The 18,797-nt window shown below is 63.0% G+C and carries 17 protein-coding genes; 12 read left to right on the plus strand and 5 right to left on the minus strand.

Annotated features, from left to right (window positions below; translation table 11 throughout):
* The first annotated feature begins 152 nt into the window (after window positions 1-152).
* Entirely contained in the window at window positions 153-671 is a 519-nt protein-coding gene (locus AC3RCM_RS02010) for a glycine cleavage system transcriptional repressor (protein ID WP_010951709.1), read from the plus strand.
* A 296-nt stretch (window positions 672-967) separates the two neighbouring features.
* Here the strand turns inward: AC3RCM_RS02010 and rarD are convergent, their stop codons facing one another.
* From rarD to AC3RCM_RS02030, 4 genes are all read right to left on the minus strand, one after another.
* Window positions 968-1,855 (minus strand): EamA family transporter RarD, encoded by an 888-nt coding sequence (rarD, locus tag AC3RCM_RS02015; RefSeq protein WP_003255619.1) that lies wholly within the window; start codon window positions 1,853-1,855, stop codon window positions 968-970.
* A gap of 64 nt (window positions 1,856-1,919) precedes the next feature.
* Entirely contained in the window at window positions 1,920-2,894 is a 975-nt protein-coding gene (locus AC3RCM_RS02020; protein ID WP_020192753.1) for a serine/threonine protein kinase, read from the minus strand.
* Between the two features lie 158 nt (window positions 2,895-3,052).
* Entirely contained in the window at window positions 3,053-3,817 is a 765-nt protein-coding gene (locus AC3RCM_RS02025) for a TOBE domain-containing protein (protein ID WP_104886792.1), read from the minus strand.
* A gap of 49 nt (window positions 3,818-3,866) precedes the next feature.
* The gene (locus AC3RCM_RS02030; protein WP_336090718.1) at window positions 3,867-4,598 is read right to left on the minus strand and encodes a ComFC family protein; all 732 of its coding nucleotides are present in this window, start codon (window positions 4,596-4,598) and stop codon (window positions 3,867-3,869) included.
* Between the two features lie 89 nt (window positions 4,599-4,687).
* Here AC3RCM_RS02030 and bioB point away from each other — a divergent pair, with 89 nt between their 5' ends.
* From bioB to AC3RCM_RS02075, 9 genes are all read left to right on the plus strand, one after another.
* Window positions 4,688-5,746: a biotin synthase BioB gene (gene bioB / locus AC3RCM_RS02035; RefSeq protein WP_064490767.1), complete on the plus strand. Its 1,059-nt coding sequence runs from the start codon at window positions 4,688-4,690 to the stop codon at window positions 5,744-5,746.
* Window position 5,747: 1 nt separating this feature from the next.
* Window positions 5,748-6,920, plus strand: coding sequence for an 8-amino-7-oxononanoate synthase (bioF, locus tag AC3RCM_RS02040; protein ID WP_492629331.1), 1,173 nt, complete (start codon window positions 5,748-5,750; stop codon window positions 6,918-6,920).
* Entirely contained in the window at window positions 6,913-7,644 is a 732-nt protein-coding gene (locus AC3RCM_RS02045; RefSeq protein ID WP_064490769.1) for an alpha/beta fold hydrolase, read from the plus strand. Before bioF ends, AC3RCM_RS02045 begins: the two co-directional genes overlap by 8 nt.
* Complete coding sequence (bioC, locus tag AC3RCM_RS02050) at window positions 7,637-8,455, plus strand: malonyl-ACP O-methyltransferase BioC (protein WP_064490770.1); 819 nt, start codon at window positions 7,637-7,639, stop codon at window positions 8,453-8,455. Before AC3RCM_RS02045 ends, bioC begins: the two co-directional genes overlap by 8 nt.
* 10 nt (window positions 8,456-8,465) lie before the next feature.
* Window positions 8,466-9,146, plus strand: coding sequence for a dethiobiotin synthase (gene bioD, locus AC3RCM_RS02055; RefSeq protein WP_003255605.1), 681 nt, complete (start codon window positions 8,466-8,468; stop codon window positions 9,144-9,146).
* 212 nt (window positions 9,147-9,358) lie between these two features.
* Window positions 9,359-9,655 (plus strand): hypothetical protein, encoded by a 297-nt coding sequence (locus AC3RCM_RS02060; RefSeq protein ID WP_003255603.1) that lies wholly within the window; start codon window positions 9,359-9,361, stop codon window positions 9,653-9,655.
* 287 nt (window positions 9,656-9,942) lie between these two features.
* The gene (locus AC3RCM_RS02065; protein WP_492629332.1) at window positions 9,943-11,748 is read left to right on the plus strand and encodes a phenylacyl-CoA dehydrogenase; all 1,806 of its coding nucleotides are present in this window, start codon (window positions 9,943-9,945) and stop codon (window positions 11,746-11,748) included.
* 761 nt (window positions 11,749-12,509) lie between these two features.
* Window positions 12,510-13,793 (plus strand): GGDEF domain-containing protein, encoded by a 1,284-nt coding sequence (locus AC3RCM_RS02070; protein ID WP_064491642.1) that lies wholly within the window; start codon window positions 12,510-12,512, stop codon window positions 13,791-13,793.
* A 124-nt stretch (window positions 13,794-13,917) separates the two neighbouring features.
* Window positions 13,918-15,696 (plus strand): acyl-CoA dehydrogenase C-terminal domain-containing protein, encoded by a 1,779-nt coding sequence (locus tag AC3RCM_RS02075; RefSeq protein WP_064491643.1) that lies wholly within the window; start codon window positions 13,918-13,920, stop codon window positions 15,694-15,696.
* Between the two features lie 339 nt (window positions 15,697-16,035).
* On the opposite strand, the gene AC3RCM_RS02080 is transcribed toward AC3RCM_RS02075, so the two are convergent.
* Window positions 16,036-16,959, minus strand: a complete 924-nt coding sequence (locus AC3RCM_RS02080; protein ID WP_010951723.1) for a LysR family transcriptional regulator — start codon at window positions 16,957-16,959, stop codon at window positions 16,036-16,038.
* Between the two features lie 210 nt (window positions 16,960-17,169).
* Between AC3RCM_RS02080 and AC3RCM_RS02085 the strand changes: the two genes are divergently transcribed.
* Both AC3RCM_RS02085 and AC3RCM_RS02090 read left to right on the plus strand, forming a co-directional pair.
* The gene (locus AC3RCM_RS02085) at window positions 17,170-18,450 is read left to right on the plus strand and encodes an aspartate aminotransferase family protein (protein WP_020191554.1); all 1,281 of its coding nucleotides are present in this window, start codon (window positions 17,170-17,172) and stop codon (window positions 18,448-18,450) included.
* Window positions 18,451-18,597: 147 nt separating this feature from the next.
* A complete protein-coding gene (locus AC3RCM_RS02090) occupies window positions 18,598-18,756 on the plus strand; it encodes a YqaE/Pmp3 family membrane protein (RefSeq protein WP_003177654.1) in 159 nt (52 codons plus the stop codon).
* Window positions 18,757-18,797: the final 41 nt, after the last annotated feature.

Here is an 18,797-nt window from a genome sequence, read left to right on the forward strand (position 1 = left end):
GCAAAAAACAGGTGGATTGTTCCAGATAAATCTTGAAACAGTACACGATTGTCTGTGCAGATTGCCCTGCGGCAGGTTGCCGCGCCTTGCCTATACTGACTCGATCCCCCGATTTTCTGCCGCCCGGCGCGGTCCGACACGAGGAAGGGCTTGTGGATCATCTTGTACTGACTGTAATTGCCCCTGACAAGGCCGGCCAGGTCGAACGTATTGCCCAGTGCATCGCCGACCACAGTGGTAACTGGCTGGAAAGCCGCATGTCGCGTATGGCCGGGCAGTTTGCTGGCATTCTGCGGGTGGCGGTGCCGGCAGAGAATTACGCCGAGCTTGTGGCCTCGCTGCAGGGGCTGGCCAGGTATGACATTCGCGTGCTGATCGCCGAGAGCGGGATTGAGCCGTCGTGCACCTGGAAGCCAATTGCCATGGAGCTGGTGGGTAACGACCGGCCGGGGATCGTGCGGGACATTACCCGCTTGCTGGCTGAGCTGCAGGTAAACGTCGAGCGGTTTTCCACAGAAGTGCGGCCGGCGCCGATGAGCAGCGAGCCGTTGTTCCACGCCGACGCATTGCTGGCGTTGCCGTTGACCTTGCCGCTGGAAGAACTGCAGCAGCGGCTGGAGAGCCTGGCGGATGACTTGATGGTGGAGTTGAAGCTGCGGGCAGAGGATTGATCAGCGATTGCCGGGGCCGCTTTGCGGCCCAATCGCGACACAAGGCCGCTTGTGTCTTGATGGGGTGCGAAGCGGCCACCTGCGGTTATCCCGATATCACGGGGAAGGCCCTGTGGATAACCTGGGGGTGTACCTCTCCAGCCCAGGTATCACGTGCCTTGTACTGTTTTGCTCAAAAAATGCCCAATTATCAGCAGCTTGTGCACAAAGCGCGGGGACGAGGGTGTGGATAACCTATGGAGATGTCTCTGCAGGCCAGGCGCTACATGACCTGCAGAGTTTTGATCGTTTTCTGATCAGCTACGTTTGCGCAAGTTCAGCCATGCATCGACGCTGTAAATCGCCAAACCTGCCCAGATGAACATGAAGGCCGCCAGGGTGCTCGACGACAAATGCTCATCGAACAGCACTACGGCCTGCAACAGTACCAAGGTCGGCGCCAGGTACTGCAGGAAGCCCAGCGTGGTGTACGGCAGGTGCCGTGCGGCGGCGTTGAAGCATACCAGCGGCACCAGCGTTACCGGCCCGGCCGCCATCAGCCACAGCGCCTCGCTGCTGGTATAGAACGCGCCCTGGGCACTCATCGCGGCCGGGTGCAGTAGCAGCCAGCCAAGGGCCAGCGGTACCAGCATCCAGGTTTCCACCACCAGGCCGGGCAGCGCAGCCACCGGCGCCTGCTTACGGATCAGCCCATAGAAGCCGAAGCTCAACGCCAGCACCAGCGACACCCACGGCAGGCTGCCCACTTGCCACACCTGCTGCGCCACACCCACGGCAGCCATGCCCACCGCCAGCCATTGCAGGCGGCGCAGGCGCTCACCAAGAATCAGCATGCCCAGCAGTACATTGATCAGCGGGTTGATGTAATAGCCCAGGCTGGCCTCGAGCATACGGCCGTTGTTCACCGACCACACGTAGGTCAGCCAGTTACCGGCGATCAGGGCACCGCTCAGTGCCAGGATGCCCAGCCGGCGCGGGTTGTTGCGCAGTTCACGCCACCAGCCGGGGTGTTTCCACACCAGTAGCAGCAGCGAGCCGAACAGTGCTGACCAGAGCACCCGGTGGACAATGATCTCCACCGCCGGGACGCTCTGGATTGCCTTGAAGTAGAGGGGGAAAAGGCCCCAGATGATGTAGGCGCTCAAGCCCAGTATGTACCCGCGACGCGGGTTTGCGGCGTGCATGCAGAATCCTTGCTTAGGTTGCTAAATAAAGCGACGCCTATTGTAGACAGAGGCGGGCGTGCTTCTAGAACAATTTCAGCGGAGCTTCATCCAGCGCAGCCATCTGTTCGCGCAAGGCGAGAATCTGGTCGCCCCAGTAGCGTGGCTGGCCGAACCAAGGGAAGCTGGGCGGGAATGCCGGGTCGTCCCAGCGCCTTGCCAGCCAGGCGCTATAGTGCAGCTGGCGCAGGGCACGCAGAGGCTCGATCAGGGCCAGTTCGCGCGGGTCGAAGTCGTGGAACTCGTTGTAGCCGTCGATCAGCTCGGCCAGTTGCCCCAGGCGCTCCTCGCGGTTGCCGGCCAGCATCATCCACAGGTCTTGCACCGCTGGGCCCATGCGGCAATCGTCGAGGTCGACCACGTGGTACACCTCGTCGCGGTGCATCAGGTTGCCGGGGTGCAGGTCGCCGTGCAGGCGGATGAGCTGGTGTGGTGTGCGAGCGTAGATGTCCTCCACCCGCTTGAGCAGATCGCGGGCCACGGACTCGAACGCCGGCAGCAGTTCACGTGGGACAAAATTACCCTCCAGCAAGGTGTTCAGCGAGGCGTGGCCAAAGTTGTCCACAGCCAGTGCCTCACGGTGCTTGAACGGCTTGCTGGCGCCCACGGCATGCAGGCGGCCAAGTAACTGGCCCAGGCGATACAACTGGTCGAGGTTGCCAGGTTCGGGGGCGTGGCCGCCGCGACGGGGGAACAGCGTGAAGCGGAAGCCCTTGTGTTCGAACAAGGTGCGGTCATCGTGCTGCATGGGCGCAACCACCGGGACTTCGCAGTCGGCGAGTTCGGCCGTGAAAGCGTGTTCTTCGAGGATGGCTGCATCGCTCCAGCGGCCTGGGCGGTAGAACTTGGCAATCAACGGCTGCGCGTCTTCGATGCCCACCTGGTACACGCGGTTCTCGTAGCTGTTCAGCGCCAGCACCCGAGCGTCGCTGAGAAAGCCCAGGCTTTCCACTGCGTCCAGGACCAGGTCGGGGGTGAGGGTGTCGAAGGGGTGGGACATGGTGGCTCCGGAGGGTAAGCGGCGTGGGGACATGGTACCGCTTTATATCGGTGCCGGCCCCTTCGCGGGCGTGCCCGCACATTACGGCCCAGATGCATCGGGTGGTGCGGTCCCTGTGGGAGCGGGCAAGCCCGCGAACCGCGCACCGCGCGGCCAGACTATGCGGGAACCCCGATCAACACATAAGACGGGTGAAACTGCACCCGTACCACACTGCCATCCACGACCTGCTGGGCAGCCAACCAGTGCGCATCAGCCATTGCACACAGGGTCTGCCCGTTGCCTAACGCCAGCCTGACTTCACTGGGCCCATCGACCTCTGCCAGCACTTCCTCCACCTTCGTGCAAAGGCAATTGCTCCCCGCTTCGGCCTCTTCCCCCTCCGCCAACAAGCGCACCCACCCGGCCTTGAGCAGCGCCACCACCGTTGTTCCCACTGTCAGCTCCAGGCGCGCCGTGCTGTCGTGGGTGATCAGCGCATCGATCTCCAGCCCGCCACCCAATGCCAGGCTGACGCGGTCATACCGGCCTTCAGGGCGCAGACCGCTGACCTGGCCCTGCAACTGGTTGCGCGCACTGGTGCGCAGCATCAGGCGCCCGAGCAGGTCGAGGTCGCCGGATTCTTCGGCGGCTTCAAGGATTTGTGCCTGTAGGGCCTGCAGCCTTTGGTACAGGCGCAACACCCGCTCGCCTTCCGCCGACAAGTGCGCACCGCCACCGCCGCGGCCACCGGTGCTGCGCTTGACCAAGGGCTGGCTGGCCAGGTTGTTGAGCTCGTCAATGGCATCCCAGGCCGCCTTGTAGCTGATACCCGCGGCCTTGGCGGCGCGGGTGATCGAGCCTTGTTCGGCAATGTGCTGCAGCAGCGCGATGCGCTGTGGGCGGCGGGCGATGTGCTGGGTGAGAACGGGGGGTAGGGACATGGGTATTCCGTATACAAAGGTGCTTTACAAAGGGGCAGGTCGCGCCTGGTCATACATACCCCGGTTTGGGCGTACGTGCCAGGCAATACACATCCACCCGCCGCGCACCTGCCTTGCGCAGTGCCTGGGCGATAGCCTGCGCAGTGGCACCGGTGGTCAACACATCATCGACGATGGCGACATGCTTGCCTTCCAGTTCGCCCTTTACCGCGAACGCCTGGCGCAAATTGCGCCGCCGTGCCTTGGCGCCCAGATGTTGCTGTGCCGGTGTATCGCGGGTGCGGGCCAGCAAACGCTCGTTGCAGGTTACCCCGACGTGCGACGACAACCACCGCCCAAGCATCCCTGCCTGGTTGAACCTCCGCTCGCGCAGTCGACGCCTGGCCAAAGGCACAGGCAACAGCAGGTCAGGGCGAGGCAACCCTTCGGCATAGCGATACTGCAGCCCCTGCCCCAGCAGCTCAGCCATCAGGCGCCCCAAAGGCCATTGGCGATTGTGCTTGAAACGGCTGATCAACGTGTCCACCGGAAAGCCGAAATGCCACAGGGCAATGACCTGATCGAAGGCCGGCAAGCAGCGGCCACACGGGGCGCAGGTCAAGCCGGCCATGGGCAAGGGCAGGGCGCAATGCCGGCACTGATCACCCAGCCAGGGCAGCGCCTGTTCGCAGGTGATGCACAGCGGGTAATGCTGCTCGGCAGGTTCATCGCATAACAAGCACTTCTGATTAATAAGTGAGCACTTGTAAACCAGTCGCTTCCAGTGCAGTTGACAGTTCATAGGCCTTCCATGACTATGCGAGCTATCCGTGATGCGCTGGCGGGCTTTCCTGTCCCGGCGCCAGCTACAGCCTAAACAAGGAAACGCCGATGAGCGCCAGCACAACTGCAACAACACGTCACGACTGGTCCCTGGCCGAGGTCAAGGCGCTGTTCCAGCAACCGTTCAATGACTTGCTGTTCCAGGCGCAGACCGTGCACCGCGCGCATTTCGACCCCAACCGCGTGCAGGTTTCGACCTTGCTGTCGATCAAGACCGGCGCCTGCCCGGAAGATTGCAAATATTGTCCGCAGTCCGGCCACTACAACACCGGGCTGGAGAAACAGAAGCTGATGGAAGTGCAGAAGGTGCTGGAAGAAGCTGCCCGCGCCAAAGCCATCGGTTCTACCCGTTTCTGCATGGGGGCGGCGTGGAAGCACCCGTCGGCCAAAGACATGCCCTACGTGCTGGAGATGGTCAAAGGCGTCAAGGCCATGGGCCTGGAAACCTGCATGACCCTCGGCAAACTCGACCAGGAGCAGACCAAGGCCCTGGCCCACGCTGGTCTGGACTACTACAACCACAACCTCGACACCTCGCCGGAGTTCTACGGCAGTATCATCACCACACGTACCTACAGCGAGCGCCTGCAGACCCTGGCCTACGTACGCGATGCCGGGATGAAAATCTGCTCTGGTGGCATTCTGGGCATGGGTGAATCGCTGGATGACCGCGCCGGCCTGCTGATCCAGCTGGCCAACCTGCCGGAACACCCGGAGTCGGTGCCGATCAACATGCTGGTCAAGGTGGCCGGCACGCCGCTGGCTGAGGAAGAGGACGTCGACCCGTTCGACTTTATCCGTATGCTGGCCGTGGCCCGTATCCTCATGCCCAAGTCTCACGTGCGCCTGTCCGCCGGCCGCGAGCAGATGAACGAGCAGATGCAGGCCCTGGCGTTCATGGCGGGCGCCAACTCGATCTTCTACGGCGAAAAGCTGCTGACCACTGCCAACCCCCAGGCCGACAAGGACATGCAGCTGTTCGCACGCCTGGGCATCAAGCCCGAAGCGCGTGAAGAGCACGCCGACGAAGTGCACCAGGCAGCCATCGAGCAAGCGCTGGTCGAGCAGCGCAGCAGCGAGATGTTCTACGACGCCGCGACAGCCTGACATGGCTTTCGACCTGGCAGCGCGCCTGGCCGAACGGCGCGCCGCAGACCTGTATCGGCAGCGGCCATTGCTGGAAAGCCCGCAAGGGCCGGAAGTGGTGGTCGACGGCCAGCGGTTGCTGGCCTTCTGCAGCAATGACTACCTGGGCCTGGCCAACCACCCCGAGGTGATCGCCGCCTGGCAGGCCGGCGCCGAGTGCTGGGGTGTGGGTGGTGGTGCCTCGCACCTGGTGGTTGGCCACAGCACCCCGCACCATCAGGTTGAAGAGGCACTGGCTGAACTCACCGGCCGCCCGCGCGCCCTGTTGTTCTCCACCGGCTATATGGCCAATCTGGGCGCCATCACCGCGCTGGTGGGGCAGGGCGACACGGTACTGCAAGACCGCCTCAACCATGCCTCGCTGCTGGATGGCGGGCTGCTCAGTGGTGCCCGCTTCAACCGCTACCTGCATAACGACCCGGCCAGCCTGGCCAGCCGCCTGGACAAGGCAGTCGGCAATACCCTGGTGGTGACCGATGGCGTATTCAGCATGGACGGTGACCTGGCCGACCTGCCGGCGCTGGCTGATGTCGCCCGTGCCCGCGGAGCCTGGCTGATGGTTGACGATGCCCATGGCCTGGGTACCTTGGGCGCACAGGGCGGCGGCATCGTCGAGCACTTTGGCCTGGGCGTGGATGACGTACCGGTGCTGATCGGCACGCTGGGCAAGGCTTGCGGCACTGCGGGCGCCTTTGTTGCTGGCAGCGAAGCGCTGATCGAGGCGCTGGTACAGTTCGCCCGCCCCTATATCTACACCACCAGCCAGCCACCGGCGCTGGCCTGCGCCACACTCAAGAGCCTGGAGCTGCTGCGCCGCGAAACCTGGCGTCGTGAGCACCTGGCAGCCTTGATTCGCCAGTTCCGAGAAGGCGCGCAGCAGCTGGGGCTGCAGTTGATGGACAGCCCGACGCCGATCCAGCCCATCGTCATCGGCGACAGTGCGCAGGCGTTGCGCCTGTCACGCCTGCTGCGTGAGCGCGGCTTGCTGGTGACGGCCATCCGCCCACCCACCGTGCCGGCTGGCAGCGCACGCCTGCGGGTAACCCTGAGCGCCGCACACAGCGAGGCGCAGGTGCAGCTATTGTTGAATGCATTGGCCGAGTGTTATCCACAGTTGGAGAACGCCGATGCGTAATCGACTTGTTCTATTGCCCGGCTGGGGCTTGGGAACTGCTGCGCTGGAGCCGCTGGCCGCTAGCCTGCGAGCCCAGGACGCCCGCCTGCAGGTAGAGCTGATGCCCCTGCCAGAACTGGCCCACAGCGATGTGCAGGCCTGGATCGATCATTTGGACCGCAAGCTGCCCAACGATGTCTGGCTGGGTGGCTGGTCAATGGGTGGCATGTTGGCCAGCGCGCTGGCGCACAAGCGTGGCGACCACTGCTGCGGGCTGCTGACCTTGGCCAGCAACCCCAGCTTCCTGGCCCGGCCAGATTGGCCCCATGGCATGGCCGAAGACACCTTCGGCACCTTCCTCGACGGCTGCCGCAACCACACCCAGGTCACCCTCAAGCGCTTCCGTACCTTGTGCAGCGATGGCGCCCTGCAGCCGCGCACCCTGTTGCGCCAACTGGGTGTCGGTGTGCCGGATACCGACCCGTTGTACCTGGCCACTGGCCTTGAAGTGCTGGCCAAGCTGGACACCCGTGAAGCCTTGCAGGCCTATGGTGGCCCGCAGCTGCACCTGTTCGCCGGCAGCGACGCGCTAGTGCCGGCAGAGGCGGCAAAGGCGTTGAGCGAGCTGTTGCCCGATGTAGAAGTGGGCCTGGTCGAAGACAGTTCCCACGCGTTCCTGCTGGAGTACCCGCAGGAGCTGGCGGCGGGCATCAAGAGTTTTCTGCATGAGAGTGGCGATGACTGACCTTTCCCGTCCGACCCTGCCCGGCGCATTGCCCGACAAGCGCCAGGTGGCGGCCTCGTTCTCCCGCGCCGCGGCCAGTTACGACAGCGTGGCGGCCCTTCAGCGCGCTGTAGGCCTGAGCCTGCTGGAGCAGTTGCCGGCAGGCCTGCAGCCGTCACAATGGCTGGACCTGGGCAGTGGCACCGGCCATTTCAGCCGCATGCTGGCCGAGCGTTTCGTCCAGGCCAGCGGCGTGGCGGTGGATATAGCCGAAGGCATGTTGCTTCATGCCCGTCATGTAAAGGGTGGTGCGCAGTATCACGTGGTTGGCGACGCCGAGCGTCTGCCGCTGCGCGATGCCAGTGTCGACCTGGTGTTTTCCAGCCTGGCGGTGCAGTGGTGCGATCAGTTCGCCAGTGTGCTGGCCGAGGCGCAGCGGGTGCTGCGCCCAGGTGGAGTACTGGCCTTCAGCAGCCTGTGCGTGGGCACTCTCGACGAACTGCGCGCCAGCTGGCAGGCGGTGGATGGCCTGGTGCATGTAAACCGCTTCCGCCGTTTCGAAGACTATCAGCGCCTGTGCGCAGCCAGCGGTTTTGAACAGCTTGAGCTGGAGCGGTGCCCGCATGTGCTGCACTACCCGGATGTGCGCAGCCTGACCCACGAACTGAAGGCGTTGGGGGCGCACAATCTGAACCCTGGGCGACCTTCCGGCCTCACCGGCCGGGCGCGAATGCAGGGCCTGTTGCAGGCCTATGAGGCATTTCGCCAGCCTGCGGGGCTGCCAGCCACCTATCAAGTGGTCTATGGTGTGTTGCGCAAGCCACAGGTGTAAGGGGAGCACGATGAGCCAGGCCTTTTTCATTGCGGGTACCGATACCGATGTCGGCAAGACCACCATCGCTGCCGGCCTGCTGCATGCGGCGCGTTTGCAGGGCATGAGCACGCTGGGTGCCAAGCCGGTGGCCTCGGGCTGCACGATGACGCCGAAAGGCTTGCGCAATAGCGATGCCCTGGCGCTGATCGACGAAAGCACGGTCAAGCTGCCCTATGAGCAGGTCAATCCGTTTGCCTTCGAGCCTGCTATAGCCCCGCATGTGGCGGCGCGCGAGGCAGGGGTGACGCTGGCTGTACCAGAACTGCTCGCGGCGATGCGCAATGTGCTGCAACAAAATGCCGACTTCACCTTGATAGAGGGGGCCGGCGGCTGGCGCGTACCGCTGTCGGGCCTGGAGAACCTGTCCGACCTTGCCGTTGCCCTGCGGTTGCCGGTGATTCTGGTGGTAGGCGTGCGCTTGGGTTGCATCAGCCATGCCTTGCTCAGCGCCGAAGCGATCGAGCGTGATGGGCTGCAGTTGGCGGGTTGGGTGGCAAACATCATCGAGCCGCGCACCTCACGCCTGGAAGAGAACCTGGCCAGCCTGGCAGAGCGCTTGCCGGCGCCTTGCCTGGGGCGGGTGCCCAAGCTCAAGCAGGCCAGTGCCGACATGGTGGCGGAGCATCTGCAGCTGGATCTGCTGGATTAGTGTGATGCGGGCCCGGCCTCTTCGCGGGTAAACCCGCTCCTACGAGAGAACGCATACCGTTGTGGGCGCGGGTTTAACCGCGAAGTGGCCAGAGCAGGAATACCCAAGGCCTATCAACTGGCATTGAGCCATTAGGGATTTAAACGGGCCTTTTCGCCCCTAGCCTGTTTTAATTGGGGCTGTTCGTCATCCAGCGTCAATGGAGTCCTGACATGGAAATCACCGGTAGCTCCGCCTACTACGCGGGCCTGAGCGCAATCCAGACCGGCCAGAACCGCGTCGATCAGGCCGCCAGCCAGATCGCCAACACCACTGCCGAACGTACCGCCACTAGCCAGTCCAGCGATTTTCAGGCCGAACGCCTGCGCGCGGTCGACCGCAGCCAGCAGATGGACTTGGCCACCAGTGTCGTGCAACAGGCGGTGGGCAAGACCGAAGTCGAACTCGGCGCAAAGGTCGCCAAGGCATCCGACGAAATGCTTGGCCGGATCATCGACACCTACGCCTGAACACTTGCGTCATCCCCTATTTCAGCGCCTGCCCTTGTAGGAGCGGGCTTGCCCGCGAATGCGTCCGATCAGACAGCAGTCTGGTTTGGTTGGACGCATCCGCGGGCGAGCCCGCTCCTACAGGCGTTTTGCCGAGCGTTGGCGTATTTGCCATTTTTCGTGGCGTAAATGGCACCATAGTCCATCCTTGACAGAAAGCTGAGCTAAACGTAAGTTTCAAACAACTGTTTGATCGGCTTCCGCCAAGCGCGGGTCACCCCACAGAACTCACCTAGAGGTTCATCGCAATGCCTGACTACAAAGCCCCCTTGCGTGATATCCGCTTCGTTCGCGACGAGCTGCTTGGCTATGAGGCGCACTATCAGAGCCTGCCGGGCTGCCAGGACGCCACGCCCGACATGGTCGACGCGATCCTTGAAGAAGGCGCGAAGTTCTGTGAGCAGGTGTTGTCGCCGCTGAACCGCGTGGGTGACCAGGAAGGCTGCACCTGGAGCGAATCGGGGGTGAAAACCCCAACCGGCTTCAAGGAAGCCTACCAGCAGTTCGTCGAAGGCGGCTGGCCGAGCCTGGCACATGACGTCGAGCATGGCGGCCAAGGCCTGCCAGAGTCGCTGGGCCTGGCCCTGAGCGAAATGGTCGGTGGCTCGAACTGGTCGTGGGGTATGTACCCAGGCCTGTCGCATGGCGCGATGAACACTATTTCTGCGCATGGCACTGCCGAGCAGCAGCACACCTACCTGACCAAGCTGGTGTCCGGCGAGTGGACCGGCACCATGTGCCTGACCGAACCGCACTGCGGCACCGACCTGGGCATGCTACGCACCAAGGCCGAGCCACAGGCCGACGGCAGCTACAAAGTGTCGGGCACCAAGATCTTCATTTCGGCCGGTGAGCACGACATGGCCGACAACATCGTCCATATCGTCCTGGCCCGCCTGCCGGACGCACCGGCCGGTACCAAGGGGATTTCGCTGTTCATCGTGCCGAAGTTCCTGCCCAACGCCGAGGGCGGCGTGGGCGAGCGCAACGGCGTGAGCTGCGGCTCGATCGAACACAAGATGGGCATCCACGGTAACGCTACCTGCGTCATGAACTTCGATGCTGCCACCGGCTACCTGATCGGCCCAGCCAACAAAGGCCTGAACTGCATGTTCACCTTCATGAACACTGCTCGTCTGGGGACCGCGCTGCAAGGCCTGGCCCACGCCGAGGTGGCGTTCCAGGGTGGCCTGAAGTACGCCCGTGAGCGCCTGCAGATGCGTTCCCTGACCGGCCCGAAAGCACCGGACAAGGCCGCGGACCCGATCATCGTCCACCCGGACGTGCGTCGCATGCTGCTGACCATGAAGGCCTTCGCCGAAGGCAACCGCGCGATGGTTTACTTCACCGCCAAGCAGGTGGACATCGTCAAGTACAGCCAGGACGAAGAAGAGCGCAAGAAGGCTGACGCCCTGCTGGCATTCCTGACCCCGATCGCCAAGGCATTCATGACCGAAGTCGGCTTCGAAGCCGCCAACCACGGCGTACAGATCTACGGCGGCCATGGCTTCATCGCCGAATGGGGCATGGAGCAGAACGTGCGCGACAGCCGTATCTCCATGCTGTACGAAGGCACTACCGGTATTCAGGCCCTCGACCTGCTCGGTCGTAAAGTGCTGATGACTCAGGGCGAAGCACTGAAGGGCTTCACCAAGATCGTGCACAAGTTCTGCCAGGCGCAGGAAGGTAACGAAGCGGTCAAGGAGTTCGTCGAACCGCTGGCGGCCATCAACAAGGAGTGGGGCGAGCTGACCATGAAAGTGGGCATGGCTGCCATGAAGGACCGTGAAGAAGTGGGTGCGGCTTCGGTCGATTACCTGATGTACTCCGGCTATGCCTGCCTGGCCTACTTCTGGGCCGACATCGCCCGCCTGGCCGCCGAGAAACTGGCAGCCGGTACCAGCGAGGAGGCGTTCTACACCGCCAAGCTGCAGACTGCCCGCTTCTACTTCCAGCGCATCCTGCCGCGTACCCGTACCCATGTGGCGACCATGCTGTCGGGCGCCAACAACCTGATGGCGATGGACGAAGAGCACTTCGGCCTGTTGTACTGATACTGGAGCTGTAGCCAAAACCCGCCTGCCCTGACCGGCAGGCGGGTTTTTTGTCTTCAGGTTCAGCGTGGTCCCTCGTAGGAGCGGGTTCACCCGCGAAGAGGCCGGTCCTGCTGGCCAATCTCCACCCGCCGTTCACCGTTACCGCCACCACCGTATTCGCGGGTAAACCCGCTCCTACCACACTGATCGGTGATGGCCACACATCAGGGGTTGGCCACAGGCTGTCGTGTAGGAGCGGGTTCACCCGCGAAGAGGCCGGTCCTGCTGGCCAATCTCCACCCGCCGTTCACCGTTGCCGCCGCCACCGTATTCGCGGGTAAACCCGCTCCTACCACATTGATCGGTGGTGGCCACACGTCAGGGGTTGGCCACAGGCCGTCGTGTAGGAGCGGGTTCACCCGCGAAGAGGCCGGTCCTGCTGGCCAATCTCCACCCGCCGTTCACCGTTGCCGCCACCACCGTATTCGCGGGTAAACCCGCTCCTACCACACTGATCGGTGGTGGCCACACGTCAGGGGTTGGACACAGGCCGTCGTGTAGGAGCGGGTTCACCCGCGAAGAGGCCGGGCCTGCTGGCCAATCTCCACCCGCCGTTCACCGTTGCCGCCACCACCGCATTCGCGGGTAAACCCGCTCCTACAAGGCTCGCGTGGCGGCCGGAAGTTCGTTCATCCAACCGCAAATTCAACTGTTCCAGTGCAGTGCCGATGAAGTGAGGGCACAATGCCATTATTGATCTGCCGGGTTGGAGATTACCCTTGTTTCGTCTTAACGCTGTTCGCGCAAGCCACTTCCTGCCGTCGCTGTTCTTGTTGCTGGCAGGGCTCGCCGCAGCCTATGTGAGAGACCTCAGCGTCTTTTTCACATCGCTGTTCAATGTCCTGCCTACCTTGGTTCTGCTGCTGGGTGGCACCTACTGCGCGGTTTACCGCCGTCAGCGTGAGCTGTTCCTGATGCTGACGGTGTACATCGCCTACTTCCTGCTCGATACCCAGACCGACTTCTACCGTGACCATGGCCGCGTGCGTGAGGACGCCGCGGTGATCTTCCACCTTGTCTGCCTGTTACTGCCGGCGCTGTTCGGGCTGTATGGCGCCTGGCAGGAGCGTACGCACCTGCTGCAGGACCTGGTCGCCCGCGGTGCGGTGCTGTTTGCCGTGGGCAGTGTGGCGGTGGCCCTCCAGCAAAGCTACCCCGAGGCGTTGCTGACTTGGTTGGCGGAGATCCGCTGGCCGGCTTTGCATGGCCACTGGATGAGCCTGATCCAGATGGTCTACCCGCTGTTCCTGGGTGTGTTCATTCTGCTGGTGGTGCAGTACCTGCGTGCACCCCGGCCGCTGCACGCCGCGCAGTTGATCGGTCTGCTGGGGATTTTCTGGATGCTGCCGCAAACCTTCATCCTGCCGTTTACCTTGAACATCATGTGCAGCCAGGTAATGCTGATGATCGCCGCAGCGGTGGCGCACGAGGCTTATCAGATGGCCTTCCGTGACGAGCTGACTGGCCTGCCGGGGCGCCGTGCGCTGAACGAGCGCATGCAGCGCCTGGGGCGTAACTATGTGATCGCCATGACCGATGTCGACCACTTCAAGAAATTCAACGACACCCACGGCCATGATGTCGGGGACCAGGTGCTGCGGTTGGTCGCCAGCCGCTTGTCCAAGGTCACCGGCGGTGGCCGTGCCTACCGATATGGCGGGGAGGAGTTCGCCCTGGTGTTCGCCGGCAAGACCGCCGCGGAATGCGTGCCGCATGTGGAAGCCGTGCGTGAAGTGATCGCCAATTACGTGATGCACCTGCGCGATCAGCACAACCGCCCGCAGGACGATACCGCCGGGCGCCAGCGCCGGGCTGGCAGCGCCGGCGGCACGGTCTCGGTCACCATCAGTATCGGCGTGGCCGAGCGCCAGGCCGATCATCGCAACCCCGAGGCGGTGCTGAAATCCGCCGACCAGGCGCTTTACAGTGCCAAAGGCGCGGGGCGCAATTGTGTCATGGTGCATGGGCGACAATCACCGCGTGGGGCAGTGCGCACGGCGTGACCGAATGAGACTATGCAGTCGATTGATGACCCTATGTCTCGCAAAAGTTGTTCGGTTACACTGCCAGTAACCCCAGTGTCGCGGTTCCCCGAGACCGCCCCGACCCGACTAGCGAGAGGTTGTCATGGCTGACTATAAAGCGCCGCTGCGCGACATGCGCTTCGTACTGAATGAAGTCTTCAACGTGGCCGAGCAGTGGACGCAGTTGCCCGGGCTGGCCGAGGTTGTCGATGCCGACACGGCCATGGCCGTGCTGGAAGAAGCCGGCAAGGTCACCGCCAGGACCATTGCGCCTCTCAGCCGCGCCGCCGACGAGGAGGGCTGCCATTGGGACAACGGCGCGGTACGCACCCCAGCCGGTTTCATCGAGGCCTACAACACCTACGCCGAAGGCGGCTGGGTGGGCGTGGGCGGCGACCCGCTGTTCGGTGGTATGGGTATGCCCAAGGCCATCTCGGCCCAGGTCGAGGAAATGGTCAACGCGTCCAGCCTGGCCTTCGGCCTGTACCCGATGCTGACCGCCGGCGCCTGCCTGTCGATCAACGCCCACGCCAGCGAGGCCTTGAAGGAAAAATACCTTCCGAACATGTATGCCGGCGTTTGGGCCGGCTCCATGTGCCTGACCGAGCCGCATGCCGGCACCGACCTGGGCATCATCCGCACCAAGGCCGAGCCCCAGGCTGACGGCAGCTACAAGGTCAGCGGCACCAAGATCTTCATCACCGGTGGTGAACACGACCTGACCGAGAACATCATCCATCTGGTGCTGGCCAAGTTGCCGGATGCACCGGCGGGGCCGAAAGGGATTTCGCTGTTCCTGGTGCCGAAGTTCCTGGTCAATGAAGACGGTAGCCTCGGCGCACGGAACCCGGCCACTTGCGGCTCGATCGAGCACAAAATGGGCATCCAGGCTTCGGCTACCTGTGTGATGAACTTCGACGAAGCTGTCGGCTACATCGTCGGTGAGCCGAACAAAGGCCTGGCGGCCATGTTCACCATGATGAACTACGAGCGCCTGGGCGTCGGCATTCAAGGCCTGGCTTCGGCCGAGCGCTCCTACCAGAACGCCGTGGAGTACGCCCGCGATCGCCTGCAAAGCCGTGCCCCGACCGGCCCACAAGCCAAGGACAAGGCGGCCGACCCGATCATCGTCCACCCGGACGTGCGTCGCATGCTTTTGACCATGAAGGCGCTGATCGAGGGTGGCCGCGCTTTCTCCACCTACGTGGCCATGCAACTGGACAGTGCCAAGTACAGCGAAGACGCCAGCGTGCGCAAACGCAGCGAAGAGCTGGTGGCACTGCTGACGCCGGTGGCCAAGGCCTTCCTCACCGACCTGGGCCTGGAGTGCGCAGTGCATGGCCAGCAGGTATTCGGCGGGCATGGTTACATTCGTGAGTGGGGGCAGGAGCAGTTGGTGCGCGATGTGCGCATTACCCAGATCTACGAGGGTACCAATGGCATCCAGGCCCTCGACCTGATGGGGCGTAAAGTGGTGGCCAGCGGCGGGGCATACTACAAGCTGTTCTCTGACGAGATTCGCCAGTTCATTACCGGTGCAGGCAGCGAACTGGACGAATTCGCCAAGCCACTGGGCGCTTCGCTCGACCAGCTCGACGGCTTGACCGAGTGGGTATTGCAGCAGGCCAAGGGCAACCCGAATGAAATTGGCGCGGCTTCGGTCGAGTACCTGCATGCCTTTGGCTATGTTGCCTATGGCTACATGTGGGCACTGATGGCGCGGGCGGCGCTGGCGGGCGAGGGGGATGCGCCGTTCTATTCGGGCAAGCTGGGGACGGCGCGGTTCTACTTTGCGCGGTTGCTGCCACGGGTGGATTCGCTGGTGGCTTCGGTGAAGGCGGGGAGTGAGTCGCTGTACCTGCTGGAAGCCGAGCAGTTCTGATCGATTTTTGGGGCTGCTGCGCAGCCCAATCGCGACGCAAGGCCGCTCCCACAGGTATCGCCTAAGTTGGATAGGTGGAAGCGGCCCCAGCCATCGCATATCTGTGAATGAATCTCCTGTGTAAGCTTTTTCCTACACGACGTGGTGACTTTTCACCACTGTTCTAAGATTGGATCCACGGTTAATCTTTACCACATGGACGTTGCGCAGGAAGCGCAAAGGACAGATCAAGGACGACGACGAAGGACCACCTGCCAGGATGGCGGGGCGATACGGATGTCACAGGGAAACAGTCTGGAAAACCCCGCTTCGGCGGGGTTTTCTTTGCGTGCGTGTTTTTCAGGCCAGCACATCCAGCGGTGATGCTCCCATCAGGCGAGCGTCCGTCTCTTCCTCCAGCAACGTGCGCAGCAGCTCCACAGAGGCCTGCTGGCGCTGGGCATCGCGAAATACCAGGCCGACCTTCAACGGCACGCGCGGCTCGCTCAACGGCTTCCACAGCAGACCTTGATCATCTTCGGCGGCCTCCTTGGCACGCCCCGGCAGAATGGTCGCCAGCGCTGTGTGCGCGAGGCTATCGAGAATCCCTGCCATATTGTTCATCTCTGCCTGCACCTGCGGCCGTCGGCCCTGACTGGCCAGCTGCGCCTGCCAGATCTGACGGATCTGGAACTCCTCGCCCAGCATCAGCATGGGCAACTCGGCGGCTTGGCGGATGGACACCTTCTTGAAGTCCTTCAGCGGGTGGGTATCGGGTATGACCAGTTGCAGCTCGTCTTCGTACAGCAGCAGGCCATGCAGCCCTGGCTGGCGCGGCGGCAAATAGCTGATGCCGATGTCCAGGTTGCCGTTGAGCAGGCGCCGTTCGATCTCCAACCCCGACAACTCGTAAATCTGCACGACCAGGTGAGGTTGAGCCTTGCGCAGCCGTTCAAGCAGCTGCGGTATCAGGCTTGGGCGCACGGTCTGCAATACACCGATAGCCAGGGTGCGCAGCGACTGGCCCTTGAAGTTGCGCATGGCCTCGTGGGCCCGCTGCAGGCCGTCGAGCAACGGCAGGGCATGGTTGTACAAGGTGTGGGCAGCCAGGGTCGGCAGCAAGCGTTTGTTGCTGCGCTCGAACAGGCTCAGGTCGAGGCTGTGCTCCAACTGGCGGATCTGCTGGGAAAGCGCCGGCTGTGACAGCGACAGGCGTTCGGCGGCACGGCCTACGTGGCCTTCTTCGTACACCGCGACGAAATAACGCAGTTGGCGGAAATCCATAAGCAACACTTATCGAAAATGCTGGAAAAACGAAATGGTCGAAAACCCTGCTGAAGCCTAGTCTATCGCCGTATTCCAAAGGGTTACAGCGATGATTCGGTCGATTGTTACCCCGGATGAAAAACACTTTTGATAGGCAAGGCAAAATATCGAGTGCCGGCACCAAGACCGCACCGTGGCTGCCCTTTACCGTGATTGGTTGGAGCCCTGATGAACCTGTTCAACCTGCGCCGCTCGGCTCCTGCCGCCGTCGCCGAGCCCAAGCGTGCGCCGGTGATCGTGCCGCACGCGTCTGAGCTGTCGCCTGAGCGCCTGATGCCCGGCGCCGAACGTGCAGCGCAGGTATTCGTGCGTGGCCAGGGCTCGTGGTTGTGGGACAACGAAGGGCATGCCTACCTGGACTTCACTCAGGGCGGTGCGGTCAACAGCTTGGGCCACAGCCCCAGCGTGCTGGTCAAAGCGTTGGGCAACCAGGCTCAGGCCTTGATCAACCCGGGCTCGGGCTTCCACAACCGTGGCCTGCTGGGACTGGTCAACCGGCTGTGTCAGAGTACCGGCAGTGACCAGGCCTACCTGCTCAACAGCGGTGCCGAGGCCTGTGAAGGGGCGATCAAGCTGGCGCGCAAGTGGGGCCAGCTGCACCGCAATGGCGCCTATCACATCATTACTGCCAGCCAAGCCTGCCATGGCCGGAGCCTGGGCGCGCTGTCCGCGTCCGACCCGTTGCCGTGCAATCGCTGCGAACCTGGCCTGCCGGGTTTCAGCAAGGTGCCGTTCAATGACCTGGCGGCGCTGCACGCCGAGGTGGATTCACGCACCGTGGCAATCATGCTCGAGCCGATACAGGGCGAGGCGGGCGTTATTCCCGCTACTCAGGAATACCTCAAGGGCGTGGAAACGCTCTGCCGCGAACTGGGCATCCTGCTGATCCTTGATGAGGTGCAGACCGGTATTGGTCGCTGTGGTGCGCTGCTGGCCGAGGAGCTCTATGGCGTGCGTGCCGACATCATTACCTTGGGCAAGGGCCTGGGGGGCGGTGTGCCGCTGGCCGCCTTGTTGGCGAGGGGCAAGGCATGCTGCGCCGAGCCTGGTGAGCTGGAAGGCAGCCATCACGGCAACGCGCTGATGTGCGCCGCCGGCCTGGCGGTGCTGGACAGCGTGCTGGAACCTGGCTTTCTGGCCCAGGTCCAGGACAACGGTCGTCACCTGCGTGAAGGCCTGAGCCGCCTGACCGGGCGCTATGGTCAGGGTGAAGTGCGCGGTCACGGGCTGTTATGGGCCCTGCAACTGAAAGAAAACCTGGCCCGCGAACTGGTGGCCGCGGCCCTGCACGAAGGCCTGCTGCTCAACGCGCCGCAAGTGGATGTAGTGCGCTTTTCACCGGCGCTGACTGTGAGCAAAGGCAACATCGACGAAATGCTGCTGCGCCTGGCGCGCGCTTTCGCCCGCCTGCATGCCCAGCAGCAGGCCCGTCGCGAAGTGCCGGCGTAGCGGCCTGCCAAAGAATTCAACGAACCGTCTGGCGTTCCTGCGCATCGCCCCTGGCCTGTTTCATTCGGCCCGGGGCGTTTTTTTTTGCCTGTGGAACCTCTACGGCCGGGAGCTAGTCTTTGATGTAACCCTTCAGGAGAGACTCGCATGGACTTTATTCGCATCATCATCGCCATTCTTCTGCCACCGCTGGGCGTGTTTCTGCAGGTGGGGTTTGGCGGGGCGTTCTGGCTGAATATTCTGCTGACCTTGCTGGGATACATTCCGGGGATCGTGCATGCGGTGTATATCATCGCCAAGCGTTGATACAGGCAGAGATTGGCCCCTGCAGGAGCAGCGCAAGGTCG

This window comes from Pseudomonas sp. GW823-FHT05G12 (assembly GCF_058795575.1).

What these genes read in the sequence shown, in the direction of transcription:
- AC3RCM_RS02020 (WP_020192753.1), bottom strand. Translation starts at nt 2,894, where the DNA reads ATGTCCCACCCCTTCGACACCCTCACCCCCGACCTGGTCCTGGACGCA.
- AC3RCM_RS02060 (WP_003255603.1), top strand. Translation starts at nt 9,359, where the DNA reads ATGGAAATCACCGGTAGCTCCGCCTACTACGCGGGCCTGAGCGCAATC.
- AC3RCM_RS02045 (WP_064490769.1), top strand. Translation starts at nt 6,913, where the DNA reads ATGCGTAATCGACTTGTTCTATTGCCCGGCTGGGGCTTGGGAACTGCT.
- bioB (WP_064490767.1), top strand. Translation starts at nt 4,688, where the DNA reads ATGAGCGCCAGCACAACTGCAACAACACGTCACGACTGGTCCCTGGCC.
- bioC (WP_064490770.1), top strand. Translation starts at nt 7,637, where the DNA reads ATGACTGACCTTTCCCGTCCGACCCTGCCCGGCGCATTGCCCGACAAG.
- AC3RCM_RS02075 (WP_064491643.1), top strand. Translation starts at nt 13,918, where the DNA reads ATGGCTGACTATAAAGCGCCGCTGCGCGACATGCGCTTCGTACTGAAT.
- AC3RCM_RS02065 (WP_492629332.1), top strand. Translation starts at nt 9,943, where the DNA reads ATGCCTGACTACAAAGCCCCCTTGCGTGATATCCGCTTCGTTCGCGAC.
- rarD (WP_003255619.1), bottom strand. Translation starts at nt 1,855, where the DNA reads ATGCACGCCGCAAACCCGCGTCGCGGGTACATACTGGGCTTGAGCGCC.
- AC3RCM_RS02090 (WP_003177654.1), top strand. Translation starts at nt 18,598, where the DNA reads ATGGACTTTATTCGCATCATCATCGCCATTCTTCTGCCACCGCTGGGC.
- bioF (WP_492629331.1), top strand. Translation starts at nt 5,748, where the DNA reads ATGGCTTTCGACCTGGCAGCGCGCCTGGCCGAACGGCGCGCCGCAGAC.
- AC3RCM_RS02025 (WP_104886792.1), bottom strand. Translation starts at nt 3,817, where the DNA reads ATGTCCCTACCCCCCGTTCTCACCCAGCACATCGCCCGCCGCCCACAG.
- AC3RCM_RS02030 (WP_336090718.1), bottom strand. Translation starts at nt 4,598, where the DNA reads ATGAACTGTCAACTGCACTGGAAGCGACTGGTTTACAAGTGCTCACTT.
- AC3RCM_RS02085 (WP_020191554.1), top strand. Translation starts at nt 17,170, where the DNA reads ATGAACCTGTTCAACCTGCGCCGCTCGGCTCCTGCCGCCGTCGCCGAG.
- AC3RCM_RS02080 (WP_010951723.1), bottom strand. Translation starts at nt 16,959, where the DNA reads ATGGATTTCCGCCAACTGCGTTATTTCGTCGCGGTGTACGAAGAAGGC.
- bioD (WP_003255605.1), top strand. Translation starts at nt 8,466, where the DNA reads ATGAGCCAGGCCTTTTTCATTGCGGGTACCGATACCGATGTCGGCAAG.